Source organism: Vibrio sp. 10N.222.55.B11 (genome assembly GCF_041473705.1).
Taxonomy (GTDB): Bacteria; Pseudomonadota; Gammaproteobacteria; order Enterobacterales; family Vibrionaceae; genus Vibrio; species Vibrio crassostreae_C.
In genome coordinates this window covers 1-14,333 of the sequence record NZ_JBFRST010000074.1, presented here as the reverse complement: position 1 = coordinate 14,333, position 14,333 = coordinate 1, and the positions used below count along the sequence as shown (strand labels likewise).

Annotated in this window: 12 protein-coding genes; 1 reads left to right on the top strand and 11 read right to left on the bottom strand. The window is 44.0% G+C overall.

The annotated features are described in order from the left end of the window. Positions 1–19 precede the first annotated feature (19 nt). The 11 genes from AB4503_RS22735 to AB4503_RS22685 form a co-directional block, all read right to left on the bottom strand. A complete protein-coding gene (locus tag AB4503_RS22735) occupies positions 20–1,396 on the bottom strand; it encodes an O-antigen ligase family protein (protein ID WP_372115751.1) in 1,377 nt (458 codons plus the stop codon). Positions 1,397–1,648: 252 nt separating this feature from the next. Continuing rightward, positions 1,649–2,755: a glycosyltransferase family 4 protein gene (locus AB4503_RS22730; protein WP_372115750.1), complete on the bottom strand. Its 1,107-nt coding sequence runs from the start codon at positions 2,753–2,755 to the stop codon at positions 1,649–1,651. After that, positions 2,736–4,247, bottom strand: a complete 1,512-nt coding sequence (locus tag AB4503_RS22725; RefSeq protein ID WP_017059588.1) for a sigma-54 dependent transcriptional regulator — start codon at positions 4,245–4,247, stop codon at positions 2,736–2,738. The genes AB4503_RS22730 and AB4503_RS22725 overlap by 20 nt, the downstream gene beginning before the upstream one ends. Before the next feature lie 224 nt (positions 4,248–4,471). After that, positions 4,472–4,882 (bottom strand): Hpt domain-containing protein, encoded by a 411-nt coding sequence (locus tag AB4503_RS22720; RefSeq protein ID WP_372115749.1) that lies wholly within the window; start codon positions 4,880–4,882, stop codon positions 4,472–4,474. 394 nt (positions 4,883–5,276) lie between these two features. Then, a complete protein-coding gene (locus tag AB4503_RS22715; protein WP_017059590.1) occupies positions 5,277–6,509 on the bottom strand; it encodes a glycine betaine/L-proline ABC transporter ATP-binding protein in 1,233 nt (410 codons plus the stop codon). Next, positions 6,502–7,401 carry a proline/glycine betaine ABC transporter permease gene (locus AB4503_RS22710; RefSeq protein WP_017059591.1) on the bottom strand — a complete coding sequence of 300 codons (900 nt, stop codon included), beginning with the start codon at positions 7,399–7,401 and terminating at the stop codon, positions 6,502–6,504. Before AB4503_RS22710 ends, AB4503_RS22715 begins: the two co-directional genes overlap by 8 nt. 147 nt (positions 7,402–7,548) lie before the next feature. Beyond that, entirely contained in the window at positions 7,549–8,541 is a 993-nt protein-coding gene (locus tag AB4503_RS22705; protein ID WP_017059592.1) for an ABC transporter substrate-binding protein, read from the bottom strand. Between the two features lie 555 nt (positions 8,542–9,096). Further along, positions 9,097–9,786 (bottom strand): tyrosine-protein kinase family protein, encoded by a 690-nt coding sequence (locus tag AB4503_RS22700; RefSeq protein ID WP_017063892.1) that lies wholly within the window; start codon positions 9,784–9,786, stop codon positions 9,097–9,099. Next, entirely contained in the window at positions 9,786–11,885 is a 2,100-nt protein-coding gene (locus AB4503_RS22695) for an SLBB domain-containing protein (RefSeq protein ID WP_017067079.1), read from the bottom strand. The genes AB4503_RS22700 and AB4503_RS22695 overlap by 1 nt, the downstream gene beginning before the upstream one ends. Next, the gene (locus AB4503_RS22690) at positions 11,882–12,718 is read right to left on the bottom strand and encodes an OmpA family protein (protein ID WP_017067078.1); all 837 of its coding nucleotides are present in this window, start codon (positions 12,716–12,718) and stop codon (positions 11,882–11,884) included. Before AB4503_RS22690 ends, AB4503_RS22695 begins: the two co-directional genes overlap by 4 nt. A gap of 62 nt (positions 12,719–12,780) precedes the next feature. Further along, the gene (locus AB4503_RS22685; protein ID WP_017059596.1) at positions 12,781–13,110 is read right to left on the bottom strand and encodes an STAS domain-containing protein; all 330 of its coding nucleotides are present in this window, start codon (positions 13,108–13,110) and stop codon (positions 12,781–12,783) included. A gap of 311 nt (positions 13,111–13,421) precedes the next feature. Between AB4503_RS22685 and AB4503_RS22680 the strand changes: the two genes are divergently transcribed. Continuing rightward, positions 13,422–14,264 (top strand): DNA ligase, encoded by an 843-nt coding sequence (locus AB4503_RS22680; protein ID WP_372115784.1) that lies wholly within the window; start codon positions 13,422–13,424, stop codon positions 14,262–14,264. Positions 14,265–14,333 lie beyond the last annotated feature (69 nt).

The window sequence follows — 14,333 nt, the reverse complement described above, 5'->3', positions numbered from 1 at the left end:
ATAGGTTAAAATGTGTCTTTTAGGTTTTCTCATTTTGACAGGCAGTTTGAGATACATTTGAGACGCAAACTGTGAGTGCTGCGAGGATATAAATCGGCCAGTTGAAGCCTTGAGTCAAAAATGTACCCGACACGATTGTTCCAATCAGACCTGCATAGATCGCATAGGCGACCGCATTGAGTTCGGGGGCGATTTCTGTGGCCGAGTTTTTTAACCTCGTTAGCGTAGAGCGAGAGGTTTTGACCAAAGAAACGATAAGGCAGACAAAAATGATCAGACCAATAAAGCCTGTTTCTGCCAACACACCAAACCAGGTACTGTGAACGGCGTGATTCAGTCCGTCCCAATGCGAACTGTAAAAGAAGTAGTTCGAGAAGAAGTTGTTCAACCCTACGCCGGTCAGTGGATTCTCAACTGCCATCTTTATTGCTGCTTCCCAAGCATAGATTCGACCCATTGCAGATTCATCGATACCTTGTTCAGCGGCACCACCAGAAGATCTGTCTGAGATACCAGCAACTAAATAGAGCACCACGGCCGCGACAGTTCCCACTGAGATTAAGAGAACTTTAGAGCGCACTAGCTTCCACGCAAAAATACCAATCACCGCAATACAACCCAGTAATCCGCCACGGCTTTGAGTGGCAATAATGGCGGCGAGCAGTAACAGACAAATTAAGGCACTGATTAAACGTTTGGATCGTGAGATGCCAGTCGTGGTGGCTTGGCTTATTGTAAAGGCGAGTGGGAACATCAGTACCAGTGCTAGGTCGTTCGGGTCACCTAACATAGAGCCAAAATCGCGGCCAATAGTCACGCGTGAGCCCTCGACAAGCCCAATACCATTTACTGAGTTGTACACGGCAATAGAGCTGACTAAAGCGCCAGCGTAGATAATCGTCATCGCGGTTTTTGCGAGATTTTCCGTGGTGTTTACTAGCCAAGTAATCGCAAGCGTCATCACTATAATTTTCCAATAAACGCCCTTGAATTCTGCTAGTGCTATTGGCCTGTTGGACGCGAAGATAATACCAATGAAAACCAATACCCAAAATATGGCGAGCCAATTTAAACAAGGGTGCCAGAAGATTTTAAGTTCTTTACTGATTAATGCATGCCATAGAAGAGCCGACAGAGCGCCTAATGAAAGCATCAGCGGTATTTTTAGCGAATAGAGCTGAGGTATAGCTTCGTGAATTCGGAAAAATGAAAAGACAACGAACAGTAAAACTAACCAGAATGTTTTGTTTAACACGAATAACCCGGCCAATGGCACAAGAGCGAGCGCCACAATGACAGCAGGGTGAGGCACAAAGTACCAAACAACACCAAGCCCAACACACAAGGTGCTGATCGTGATGATGACTGGCAATCTATTGACTTCAGGGTTGACCATTGTGACCTCTATTGGCAAATAAACTCTTTAGGACTCGGCTCGTAATCTTTTTAAGACGTAGTTACGCCTGATGTTAAAGATTGCAAAGTGAGTGCCAGTTATGCATTTTGTTTAACTTACTGATTTAATGTTGGATTATTAAGTGAGGGCGTAGCCTTGAGGTGAGTTTTGTCATTTTGAGAATCAGTATAAAACTGTCTAAAGTACTTAAATCATCAAGCCAAAATAACCAGTTATCGACTAAGGCTAGAATTAACGGTCGAGTTGATAGATTTCCAACAACTGCGGGACAACGGCTTGTGGAGAGTATTGGTTTTTCACGGTTTCTATCGCGTGACTCTTGAGAGAGTTACGTTGCTCGTTCGTCAATGACATCCACAAAGATAAAAACTGTTCTAGCTCAGCTTCTGAATTTGCAAGGTAGCCGTTAACTTGATGCTCGATGAGTTGAGGCAAGTTACCAACTGAGGTGGCGAGAACGGGAATGCCACGAATCATGGCTTCTAATGCCGCCATAGGTAAGCCTTCAAAGCGAGAAGGGATGATTAACAGATCGATTTGGTTCCAGACGTCGTCCATATTGGTCTGATGCCCATGAAAGGTCACATTATCAGGCTGCGATTTAACTAAGATGTCCATTTCTGGCCCGTCACCAAAAAGCTCAAACCGAACATCAGGAAACTGTTTGGCTAATGCAACAAATCGACCAGGCGCTTTTTCATGGCTCAATCGCCCCACAAAACCAACATGGAATGGGCTTGATGAAGGGGAGCTTGTTAACCCGGTTGGCATTTTAACAAAGTTATTCAATTGATGGGTTTGACTCGGCACTTTCGCTTTAATCTTTTCACTGACCACGAGCGACTGATCAGAAAGAAAACTGCTGTAACGGTCGAGCCAATCATAAAGCCATACTTTGCCTGTTGGGGTTTCACCTGCGTGATAAGTGGTGATTTGCTTTGTGTTGTTGAAACGAGGCGGAAGCTTGATTAACTTGCTGACCAAACTGGCTTTGTAACCATGAGCATGGATAAGCCTTGGTTGATAATGTTGAATTGCACGTTTCAGCTGTGTCGCGCTATTGCCATTTGAATCTACAGAACATGAGGCTAAATCGGAGAGGTAACTAAAAGGGATGTTCAGCGCATTCAACTTTTCAACGATGATCGCTTCAGGATTAAACTTAGTCAAAAGAACGATACGAACAGCCTCTGAATACTGAGCGCTTTCCGATATCAGGCCTTGTGCTAATTCTAAAACATGCGTTTCTATGCCTCCAAAAGTTTGGCTGTCGATCAACAGCCAAATCTCATGAAGGTTTATGTCGAGTATACCTTGGTTAGGCTTGATTGTACTCATCTTCCGATTCCCAAGCCTGTTTCTTACGATAAACAGTAGAAGGGCTAAGTTCTAACAGAACAGCAGCGTTTAACACATTCCCATCGCAATGATTGATGGCATGTTGAATGGCTTCACGTTCTATTTGCCACATTGGACGAATAGCACCTTCGCTTGTGGTAAATGCAGGCGTCATCGGCTCATTGTGAGCTTGAGCAACTGACGATTGTTCCAACTCTTCCGGAGTAATCGGTGGCAACTTAGCTTCTGGTGCTTCAACAACTGCAGGTTGAGGCGCAGTTACTCGAATTGGTGTCACTGATTTAGATGATGGAGCGGCATCTACTTTATTAATCGGTGGCGGTAACATGTCTTTAGTCACGCTCGTTTCATTGTTCAACACCACTATGTTACGGATGATGTTTTGCAACTGACGCACATTGCCTGGCCACGCATAACGTTTAAGTAGATTCTGCGTTTCTTTGTCTATTGATTTAAACTTCTTCTTGTCTTGCTTCGCGTACAGTTTCAAGAAGTGATTAGATAGGGTGACAATGTCACTTCCTCGTTCACGAAGCGGTGGCATTTCGATAGGCACAACGTGAACACGATAGTAAAGGTCTTCTCTAAAACGTCCTTCTTCTACTTCAACCAGTGGATCGCGGTTGGTCGCACAGATAATTCTGACATCCACTTTAATCTCGCGGTTGCCACCGAGTGGAGTAAACGTACCAGTTTGCAAAAATCTGAGGAGCTTCTTCTGCATCTCCAGTTCCATTTCACAAAGCTCATCGAGAAATAGGGTACCGCCATGCGCTTGCATTGCTGCACCTTTACGGTCGGTTGTCGCACCGGTAAACGCACCTTTAACGTGACCGAAGATTTCACTCTCCATTAGGTCTCGAGGGATAGCGCCGCAGTTAATGGCCACGAAGGGTTTACCATTACGCTGACTCTCTTGGTGAATCGCTTCCGCACACACTTCTTTACCTGTACCACTTTCGCCGTTAATAAACACGCTGGCAGTGGTTGGTGCTACCGAATCAATGATCTTGTAAACCGCCTGCATGGGTAGGCAAGAGCCAATGAAATTATGAAAACGATCACGATCGAATTTGCTTTGCATGTTATCGACGAGGTTTTCGAGTTTCGCTCTTTTTAGATGCAAGCTAACAGAGGTCTTGAGTCGATCGGCTTGAATGGGTTTCTCTAAGAAGTCTTCTGCACCGCGTTGGATAAGGTCTACCGCGATGTTTACTGAACCATGCGCTGTCGCGATGATGACAGCGGTCGGTATTTCGTTAGCAGTAATCCAATCTAAGACTTCTTCGCCTGGCATGTCAGGAAGCTTAAGGTCGAGAATCACAAGCTGTGGAGAGTGCCTTTCAATGAAGGTCTTAGCTTCCGCGCCGGTTTCGACGTGGAAAATATCATAGGGCTCGTCTTTTACGTACTGCTTGTAGAGTACGGCGAGTGAGGTGGAGTCTTCAACTAACAATACCTTAGGGCGCATTGTGTATTCCTTTTGAAACTTTATCCTAACCAATCAATAACATAGTGATATGCAACCATCAATACGAGTCTTGTGTATTTGTTATCTACCACATGCAATCTTTTAAGAAGCGGCCTGTATAACTTCTCGCATTGCTGTTCATGATGGAGCCCATCTTATGGCGACTATATTAATAACGAATATGTTGAGTTTTATCTGATACCGATACTGATACTAATGAGCATTCAGAGCTCGCTGAAACCAGCCTTTTTTCTTTCAAGCAAGGCTTTGATTGAACGCTCTGCGAGTTCTAGTAATTCGTCAACTTGTCGAAATGCCGCATCATGACTCTGTTCTAAACATAGCTTTTCTAAAGCTCGAGCTAATTCACCCAAAGGGCGATTACCTAACGAAAGCGCTGTGCTGCCGAGAGTGTGGACCTCGAACTCAAGTGTTTGAGCGTCTTTCTGCGTGACTGCCTCTTTTATAGCGACCAAGCGTGTTTGTGATTCTTCGACATAATGGTCGATCAAGATAGGGATAATGTCCGCACTTGTATCGCGAATCATTTGCTCCAGAACGCTTTCATCGACAAGCTCGCTCACTTGTTGTGAGTTTAGATTTGTAGCTGCGTCTGACGCTAAAGTAGAATTCATCAAACTAAGTCCTTTTATTGAGCTTAATATCTGTTAATACTATTAAGTTTTAGTCATTTTCTAGAATAATTTCAACTGGTTGCCGTACAAATAGAGCATTTAATTGGCATCTCACTCATCTTGCTATTGGGTTTGTGACAAACCTAACGGACTGATTTTATTTTGTTTTCTCTTATGAAATATAAACTTAGGTGCCTATAAAGCCTAAGGTGCGGGTAGATCTCAGAAGAAAACGAGCCCGATACAAATAAAAAAGACCACTGCAGTGAAATAACAACAGTGGTCTTAAAGCGGTTTATGTAGTTTAGGCTAATCTAAATAGCAATAACTCAAATAACGATAACCCAAACAATGATAATTTAAACAGCCGTGCTTTAAATCACGAAAAGTAGGACTACGAAGCTTTATCAATTTTTGGCTTTGGGTCGGCTTCTACTTCTTCCTCGCTACTTTCTGAGAAGATATCAGCAACAGCGCTTCTCTCGAGTTCACCTTTTAGATTACCGTCTTCATCAACAACTGGAAGAGAGTAGTCACAAGACATAGTGTCCGGTAGCACTTCTTCAATCACCGCATCTGGTAAGATGGCAGGGACTTCTTCGTATATCTCATCACTAAAATCATGTACCGATGAATCTTCAACGGCGTCTTGTAGACTTTCTTGTGTGACTAGGCCTTGATAGCCGTCATCTGTTACGTGATAAGCGTAATCGTTTTTAAGCATCTTCATTTGTGCCAAAGCACCTTCAATTGTTTCTGATGTGATTCGATACAGAGGAGGCTGCATAACGGTTTCAACGGTCAGTGCACGAGCACGGTTTACGTCTTTCACGAACGCTTCCACGTAATCATCGGCTGGATTTAGCAGAATCTCATGTGGTGTGCCTTGTTGTACTAACTCGCCGTCTTTCAAAATTGCGATTCTATCGCCTAGGCGGAGTGCTTCGTCCAGATCATGAGTGATGAAAACAATCGTCTTATGAAGCTTCTCTTGAAGTTCGATAAGCTGATCTTGCATTTCACTTCGAATCAAAGGGTCGAGTGCCGAAAAGGCTTCATCCATTAACAAGATTTCAGCGTTAGTACACAGAGCGCGAGAAAGGCCAACACGTTGTTGCTGACCACCTGAAAGTTGCGCAGGGTATTGCTTGCCGTAACCTTTCAAGCCCACGGTTTCTAACCATTCGTTGGCTTTTGCTAAACGGTCTTCTTTTTTGATGCCTTGTACTTCCAACCCATACGCAACGTTTTCAACCACAGTGCGATGAGGCATTAAGCCAAAGCGTTGGAATACCATCGACATTTTATGACGACGGAACTCTTCTAGCTGTTTAGTGTTGAGGCTCATCACATCAATGCCTTCAACCATGATTTTACCTTGAGTCGGGTCAATCAAACGGTTGAAGTGGCGAATCAGCGTCGATTTACCCGAGCCAGAAAGCCCCATGATAACGAAGATTTCACCACGGTTAATCTCAAGGTTGATCTCTTTTAAACCAACGGTATGACCCGTATCCGCAAGAATCTGATCTTTGTGTTCGCCGTTTTGAACTCGGTTCATAACAGACATTGGTTTCGGTCCAAACACCTTGTACAGACCACTAATTTCAATCAATGGTTTAGTCATGCTTGAATCCTCCTAAATGCGCATTAGTTCTTCTTGCGTACGCTTGTGAAGCGCGGTCAAAAAGGATTGCGAGGGCAACGATGGCGAAACCATTCATCAAGCCTAATGTGAAGTACTGGTTAGTAATCGATTTGAGAACCGGTTGTCCTAGGCCTTTCACACCAATCATGGATGCGATAACAACCATAGACAGTGCCATCATGATGGTTTGGTTAATACCCGCCATGATCGTTGGCATTGCTAGAGGAAGTTGAACACCCCATAAGCGTTGCTTTTTGCTCGCACCGAAAGCGGTAGCGGCTTCAAGGACTTCTTTATCAACTAAGCGTATGCCTAGGTTAGTTAGACGAATTACAGGTGGAATCGCGTAGATAACCACGGCGATTAGCCCTGGAATCTTACCGATGCCCAGTAGCATTACCACTGGAATCAAATAAACGAACGCAGGCATGGTTTGCATGATATCGAGCATCGGCGTAACAATTGACTGAGCTCGATTTGAACGAGCCATCGCAATACCAATCGGAATGCCCAAGAATATTGAAACCAAGGTACATACAGTGATGATACTGAGCGTCCGCATGGTGTCTTCCCACATTCCAAAGTAACCAATGAGAAGTAGAGAAGCAACACAGCCTAGAGCCAGTTTCCAAGAACGGCTTGCTGCGTAGACAAGGCTGGTACACACAGCCAGGACTATAATCCAAGGTGTTGAGATAAGGAGTTTTTCAAACCAAACGAGGAATGAAAGAAGAGGGTCAAAGAGAGATTCAATCATTTCGCCGTATTCACGGGAAAATTCACGGTATGCGCCATCTAGCGTCTTTTTTATGGTTCGTAAATCACCGCGTTCCATCTCTGGAAAGCTTGATAACCAATTGCTGTCAGCCATTTTATATCCTTATAGTTCGGAGCCACTTGTCCATGCGATAAGAAAATCGCTAATGAAAAGGGCTCCGAATCATGAATAACATCAAGTATAGCGACGTTATTTCTGTTTTATTGTTGAAGCGTAATTACTTGTTATTAAATCAAGCTCTTACAGCTGAGCTTCAACTTTCTTAGCCACTTCTTCAGAAACCCATGGGTGCCATACTTCTGGGAATTCACTTAAGAAATGCAGACTCGCTTCTTCGCCATCAGCTTGGTTGTCTTCCATCCAAGCAAGTAGCGAGTTCATTTTGTCGTTTGTGAAACCACGTTTAGTAAAGTAGTCGTACGCTTCAGGAGCACGTGACGCAAAACTTTCAGTGGTAATCGTGTGGACAGGTGAAGGCGGGTACATGGTTGCTTTTGGCGATTCACAATCTTCTTTGGTGGTACAGTTAAGGAACTCTTCCTCATTAACGCCACTGCCAAAGTCGACTTTAACCATGTCGTATTTACCTAGAACAGCGGTCGGTGCCCAGTAGTAACCAAACCAAGCTTCTTCACGTTCATAAGCTTTTGCGATAGAGCCAGATAAGCCGGCACTCGAGCCTGGATCAACAATCGTGAAACCGCTGTTTTCTAGCTCAAGAGCATTAAACAAGTTTCCGGCGCTGATCTGACAGTTCCAGCCTGCAGGGCAGCTGTAGAATGCAGATGTATCTGGGTCTTCAGGGTGTTTAAATAAGCTTGCGTTTTTGCGTACGCCTTCGATGGTTGCCATTTCAGGGTACTGTTTTACTAGGTAAGCTGGAACCCAAAAGCCTTCTTCGCCGCCGTTCACAAGTGCTTTACCTGCGTAGCGAAGACGTTTTTCTTCAACACCTTTATCTAATGCGTCTTTTAAGCTGTTGCTCCAAAGTTCAGGTGCAACATCAGGCTGGCCTTTTTCGATCATAGACGTGCCTGTTGGCATAGTGTCGCCAGGGATAAGTTCAGCATCACACCCATAACCATGTTCAAGGATGAATTGGTCGATATTGGCGATCAGTGTTGCAGAGTTCCAGTTCATATCTGCGATTGTTACGCTGCCACATTCTCCAGCGTTAGCATTACCGCTGGCTGCTGCTACTAACAAAAATACGGAGCTTAACTTGTATTTCATATTGAGTTTCCTTTCTCTTTAATAATACAACTAAGGTAACCAAGGTAAATTGATTATCTAAATTGCTCGATGGTGATCCTTTCCGTGTATTTGAACCATTTGAGCAGAAGGAGGGATGGGTGAAGTTTGAATAGATAAACGTGCAAAGTCAGTGAAGTGTGATTTGCCAATTCATCCACTGTGTTTCAACAGCCATCGGATAACTTTGTCAAACTATTACAAATTCGTCAAAAACCACCTCTATTTATAATCTTAGGGAATAATCGTACGAATTCCATCTTTGATGCGATTTACATGGCACTTTAACCGTCTGTGTCACATTACCGCTAAAGTTAGGTGTGGGGCTGTTTATTTTTGAAGGGATTTAAAGGTGGTAAGACCATGAATGACGTGTGTGAAATGCGTTGAATGGTTTTTTAAATCTTATTTTTAATAACAATTTCGCCAAAAACACCCAATTTGGTTTTGAATCATTCAGAGCAGTTGGAGCTTGAAGTCTAATACGATTGGCGGCTGTCATGGTTTTAATGACAGCCAGAAAGTAGCAAAAGAAAGTTACATAGGAAGGTTCAAAAACTCATTTTGATACAGCTTGTTTGCCAAGCTATCGCGAAGCTTAACGGGGATAAATTTCATTCGATTGATTTGTCTGACCAACTCTTGTGCAAAGCTAGGCTTTTGTTTCATGTTCATCACGCAGCCCATTAGATTGATACTTTGTGCATCAAGCAGCTTTTTCGCTTGTTCTAGGTGGTGACTCGACGTTTCTCCATAGGCGACAACAATTAGTGTACTGCCACAAGCGCTCGCGACAGACTGCGCCGGAATATTGCCTTTGTTTATGTTGAGAAGCGGTGAGGTATCAATGATGACTCTGTCGTATTTCTCTAACCATTTGTTGACCACTTTTTGTAACGTTGTCGGATCTTTATAAGCCAATTGCGTTGAAGCAACTTGTGGAGCAGGGACACCGATAAACGTACGCTGAGATTCAACATGTTCTATCAGTTGACCTTGCTGATTATCTTCTAGCATATTCAAATCTTTGAAAGCAGGGTTGAATAAGTTGAGATCAACATAAAGCGTTGAATGACCCGCAAGAAGAAAACGCTCGGCTAATGCGGTTGCAATAGATGTTACACCGTCACCTGAATGGCAGGCGGTGACGCATATTGATTTTTGGCCGTTAAGTTCAGAAGCTAAATACAGTTGCTCGACTTCGGCATGGGTCGCTGAAATTGTCATTATAAAGCTCCTATTAATACGATGGTGGTGGTGATACGCAGTATGTCATCAAGTCCGACGCGTGCTTTTTCAATAAAGCTTTCGCGACGGTCTGGGATGTAAATCGTGTCACCAGCGCGTAGCACCGGCAAATTGTAAATGTTCGCCGTTTTGCTGAATTCAACAAGGTCAAAAGTACGAGCCTGACCTTGGCAGCAAGACATATTGACGATGGTAATTTTTTCTACATAAGCATTGTCGGTAGGTCCTGCTGCTTCTGCCAGAATATCTAGAATGGTCATGTTGTCGTTGAACACATAACGCCCCGGATTGTTAATCGCACCAAGCACACGAACGGTTTCTTCTTTCGGTGTATCTAACCAGTTTTTGCCTTTCTCTGGGATGTAAATCGTGTCGCCAGTGGTTACGTTTGGCAGTAACGATTCGTCACCGGTTTCGAAGTACAGTGATAAGTTAAGTTTGCTTACTTGCGAATAGGTTTTGTCACGATGCGTTACTCGAACGTTGTGGATGTCGGCATCCTTTGTTGGACCGTCAGCCGCAGACAAGATATCAAGGAAGTGCATGTCTTTGGTGAAGCGGTAACGACCGGGTGCATTCACTTGTCCAAAGATGTAGATCGAAGCATCAGAGCTTTGACGAACCCATTGTGATTTATTGTCTGAAGGATCTTGTGGCAAGTCGTGAACACGCACGATAGAGCCCGCTCGAATTTGTGGCATTTGGTCACGTGGCGCACCATTTCGAATAAAATCATCAAGGTTAAACACAACTAGCTTTCTACCAGTAACAACTTCGATTTTCGATGTGTCAGCGCGTAGCGTAGGGCCACCGACGTGTGCCAATAATCCCATGAAATTCATTTCATCTGACCATTCAATACGACCAGGTCGATTCACCTCACCAATCACGTTAACTGCTCTGTCTGGCGTGATTTTCAACCAAGACTTCTCGTTCATGTCGGTTTTCTCGGGAACGAAAATCGCGTCACCAGCTTTGATGCTAGGAGGGTTAGAGTTAGGTAAGCCTTCAGTGTAAGCCGCTAAATCGAATTTAAGCACTCTGCCATCTGCTTTGATAACACGGATTTGTCGTGACTCTGCAAATCGAGTTGGGCCGCCCGCATTCGCCAAGATATCCATAAAGGTCGCGTCTCTTTTGCCTTCAAAAGCACCAGGGGCTGCGACTTCGCCCATTACGTAAACCATGTTGGCGCCAGATTTGATCTCTTCTTCTTGCTTGGGAACGAAAATGGTCGCACCCGGGCGTAAAATTGGAAGCAGACTTTCGTCACCAGAATCTAAGTAACGTTTTAGGTTGAATAGCGTTGGGGTGTTGTTCGAAATTACTCGGATTTGCTCAACACTGGCATAACGAGTTACGCCGCCCGAACGCATAAGTACGTCGACAAGGTCGGTGTTCTCTTTGTAAGTGAACGAACCCGGCGCGTTCACCTCACCAAACACTTTGATGGAGTTACGAGAATCAGCACTGTCACCTGAGTTAGCAAGCTTTGCTGCGTCAAACTCTTGCTCGATGTTACCGACTAATGGAGAAGCTGGAACGAATAGTGAATCCAGTGATTGAAGAGTAGGTAATGCTGACTCGTCTCCTGAATCAAGGAATCGTTTGTAGTTAAACTCTTTCTTATCTGCGCCTCGCTTAAGAATCAGCTTATCCAGTTGCGCGCCCGGGCGTAAACCACCCGCAGCGTAAAGTGCCATTTGGATGCTAGAACCTAATGAGAGCGTGTATTCGCCAGGCTGTTCTACATAACCTTGCACGTAGATGATGATTTGCTGCTCTTTTACATACACTGAAGCGTTCGAAAGATCTTTGTAAGCGGTTGCCAGCGACTCTAGAACGACTTTGTTAAGCTGTTCGCTGTCGTAACCCGCAACAAACACAGCGCCTACTTCAGGAAGGGTAATACGGCCACGCTTATCCACTTGGAACCCCGTGTTTAAGGTACTTTCACCGGGTACGTTAACTTGGATTAGATCACCGACTTGAACCGCGTCTGAAAACTCATCGTTAGCATTGACGACATTCGCAAAGCATAACGATAGGGTGATGATAAAAGCGATCAAGGATTTCATAATCCACCTCCCATTTTCTCGGCATTCTTAGGCGAGACAATTTCAATACTTACTCGGCGGTTCGTTAAACGCGTGCCGTCGGATTCACCTTCAAAAAGAGGGACGGTTTCGCCAACAGAGACGGCTTTGATTCGTTGAGCGCCTAGTCCAAAAATAGTCAGGTAGCGTTCGACTTGTTTCGCTCGTCCAAGTGCTAACTTGTCGTTGTATTCTTCGGCACCCGTTGCATCAGCATGGCCGGTAACAACAAGGTCTAGGGATTTGTGTTCTTTAAGTAAAGTGGTCGCCTCGGCCAGTCTTCCCATATATTTAGGATTTACTTCAGTCGAGTTTTCCGCAAATTGGTTGTCAACATTAAGCAGGTCATACAACTGTTCAATAACCGACAGTTGCATTCTAAATTGATTTTCATTTTTTGGTGGCTCACAGCGGGCTTGTGAAGTTACGTAATCCAGTTGGACCTCAAGTTCATTTAGGCGTTTTCTTTGGATCACTAAGTCGTTGGCTGCATCCAGTAGTAGACCGCCTTGAAGTTCACGAGCAATACGATTTTGCTTTTCGATTGCTTGAACAACAGCAGCTGGGAAACACCAACGAGCACCTTCTTGGATCAAAGCATCAAGGTGCAATTTAGCGAGCTGCCAATCAAAGCGTAATCCATGTTCTGGACCAAGAGGCTCGTCTGGCATGACAGGAGAGAAGTCTGAGTTTTGATAGTTAATAGAATCGTAACTTTCAGCCAAACCCCCTGTGCCTTGTTCAGGATAGCTAGTACAGCCACCCAGAACGAGAGCGGACAGAGAAAGGGCTATGTAGTTTTTCAGTATTTTCATGCCAACGTCCTATGTTTCTAATTTTTCTTATTATTTTTTGTTACTTCTAGCTTAGTGGGTCTTCATGAATTTGCAGGATTTTTTGAATTTACTGGGATAGCGTGGCCAATACGTAGTAGGTTCATAATTTCAAGCGGTTGCCCCGTCACATTTTCAAGTCGCATGTTGCGTTCGCGCTCAGTCAGACGTTTGAACATATAAACAATCGCGCCAACACCAGATGAATCTAAAAACTCAACTTGGCTAAAATCAACTTCGATTTCAGGGTGACCATCGTTAGAAATCACATCATCGATGTCGGTTTGTGCATCACGACTGCCTGCTGCATCCAGATCACCGAAAATAGAAAGTGTCAGTGTCGTTGTGTTTAAATCAGTCTTACGTAGTTCCATAGCGATATCTCCTTTTAAGTATGTATGGACAACTGCACTGAATGTGCCAACTTTTATGTTGTTATTTTTCAGTAATTTATGTTTAGTACGAATTCCTATCTCAAATTGAGAAAAGACGTTTCTCAATATGAGAACTAAAAACGGCGGAATATATGAGAGTTATAGGTCATTAATTTAATGAATAAATGAAAAGGTTAGATAAGGTTGATGAGTGGATCGCATCTTCTAGCAAAGGTTGTCTACCTACGTGTCAGAACGCTTAGGATTAAAGGCGTTTGTTGACCACTACAGATATCAATACGGAGCAGATGATGAGATTAACTAAATTGGCGATAGCAACTCTATGGGCGTGTTCGCTCTCTTCTCATTCATCCTATTTACCTCCCGACCATTTGGTACTGGCCAATACATACCAACAAGGCATTGATGTTTCTGAATACTGGAAGAGTGAAAAGCTTGATGGAATTCGGGCTCTTTGGGACGGACAACATCTTTATACACGCAATGGTAATCGCATTTACTCACCCAAGTGGTTTACTGAAAACTTGCCTAAGGTCCATCTCGAAGGAGAGTTGTGGGCAGGAAGGGGCAAGTTCCATCTCGTTCAATCTACCGTTCTCGATCATACGCCGAGTGACACTGCATGGCGCCAAATTGATTTCATGCTGTTTGATATGCCCGGCGCCGCAGGAGATTATCAAAAGCGCTATTACAACATTTTGCATTGGGTAAGTGTGATTGGAGAATCTCATGTCAGCTACATCGAACATGTACCGATTCATAATGAGGAAGCACTGTTCCATCAACTCGATAATGTCGATGAGCGTAATGGTGAAGGTTTGATGCTTAGAAAAATCACCAGTCGTTATCAAGCAGGCAGAAGTAATGACCTGTTAAAGCTGAAAAGGCATCATGATGCCGAAGCCACAGTTATTGGCTACAAGGGTGGGACAGGGAAGTATAAAGGGATGATGGGTTCAATCTTGGTTCACACAGAAGAGGGTGTGGAATTTTATATAGGCAGCGGGTTCAGTGACCAAATGAGACTCGCACCGCCAGAGATCGGCAGCCGTATTACCTTTCGTTACAATGGTTTTACTCAAAACGGAAAACCCAAGTTTGCGCGCTTTGTTCGAGAGAAGAGTGAATATTAAGGCAGATACGATCTACCTGACCATTAAACGAAAAAGAGCCCTGAAAATCAGTAATGCCGATCAGTTAAA

Coding starts and splice junctions, on each gene's coding strand:
- AB4503_RS22695 (WP_017067079.1), bottom strand. CDS start 11,885: ATGAAATCCTTGATCGCTTTTATCATCACCCTATCGTTATGCTTTGCG.
- AB4503_RS22735 (WP_372115751.1), bottom strand. CDS start 1,396: ATGGTCAACCCTGAAGTCAATAGATTGCCAGTCATCATCACGATCAGC.
- AB4503_RS22710 (WP_017059591.1), bottom strand. CDS start 7,401: ATGGCTGACAGCAATTGGTTATCAAGCTTTCCAGAGATGGAACGCGGT.
- AB4503_RS22700 (WP_017063892.1), bottom strand. CDS start 9,786: ATGACAATTTCAGCGACCCATGCCGAAGTCGAGCAACTGTATTTAGCT.
- AB4503_RS22730 (WP_372115750.1), bottom strand. CDS start 2,755: ATGAGTACAATCAAGCCTAACCAAGGTATACTCGACATAAACCTTCAT.
- AB4503_RS22690 (WP_017067078.1), bottom strand. CDS start 12,718: ATGAAAATACTGAAAAACTACATAGCCCTTTCTCTGTCCGCTCTCGTT.
- AB4503_RS22680 (WP_372115784.1), top strand. CDS start 13,422: ATGAGATTAACTAAATTGGCGATAGCAACTCTATGGGCGTGTTCGCTC.
- AB4503_RS22715 (WP_017059590.1), bottom strand. CDS start 6,509: ATGACTAAACCATTGATTGAAATTAGTGGTCTGTACAAGGTGTTTGGA.
- AB4503_RS22725 (WP_017059588.1), bottom strand. CDS start 4,247: ATGCGCCCTAAGGTATTGTTAGTTGAAGACTCCACCTCACTCGCCGTA.
- AB4503_RS22705 (WP_017059592.1), bottom strand. CDS start 8,541: ATGAAATACAAGTTAAGCTCCGTATTTTTGTTAGTAGCAGCAGCCAGC.
- AB4503_RS22685 (WP_017059596.1), bottom strand. CDS start 13,110: ATGGAACTACGTAAGACTGATTTAAACACAACGACACTGACACTTTCT.
- AB4503_RS22720 (WP_372115749.1), bottom strand. CDS start 4,882: ATGAATTCTACTTTAGCGTCAGACGCAGCTACAAATCTAAACTCACAA.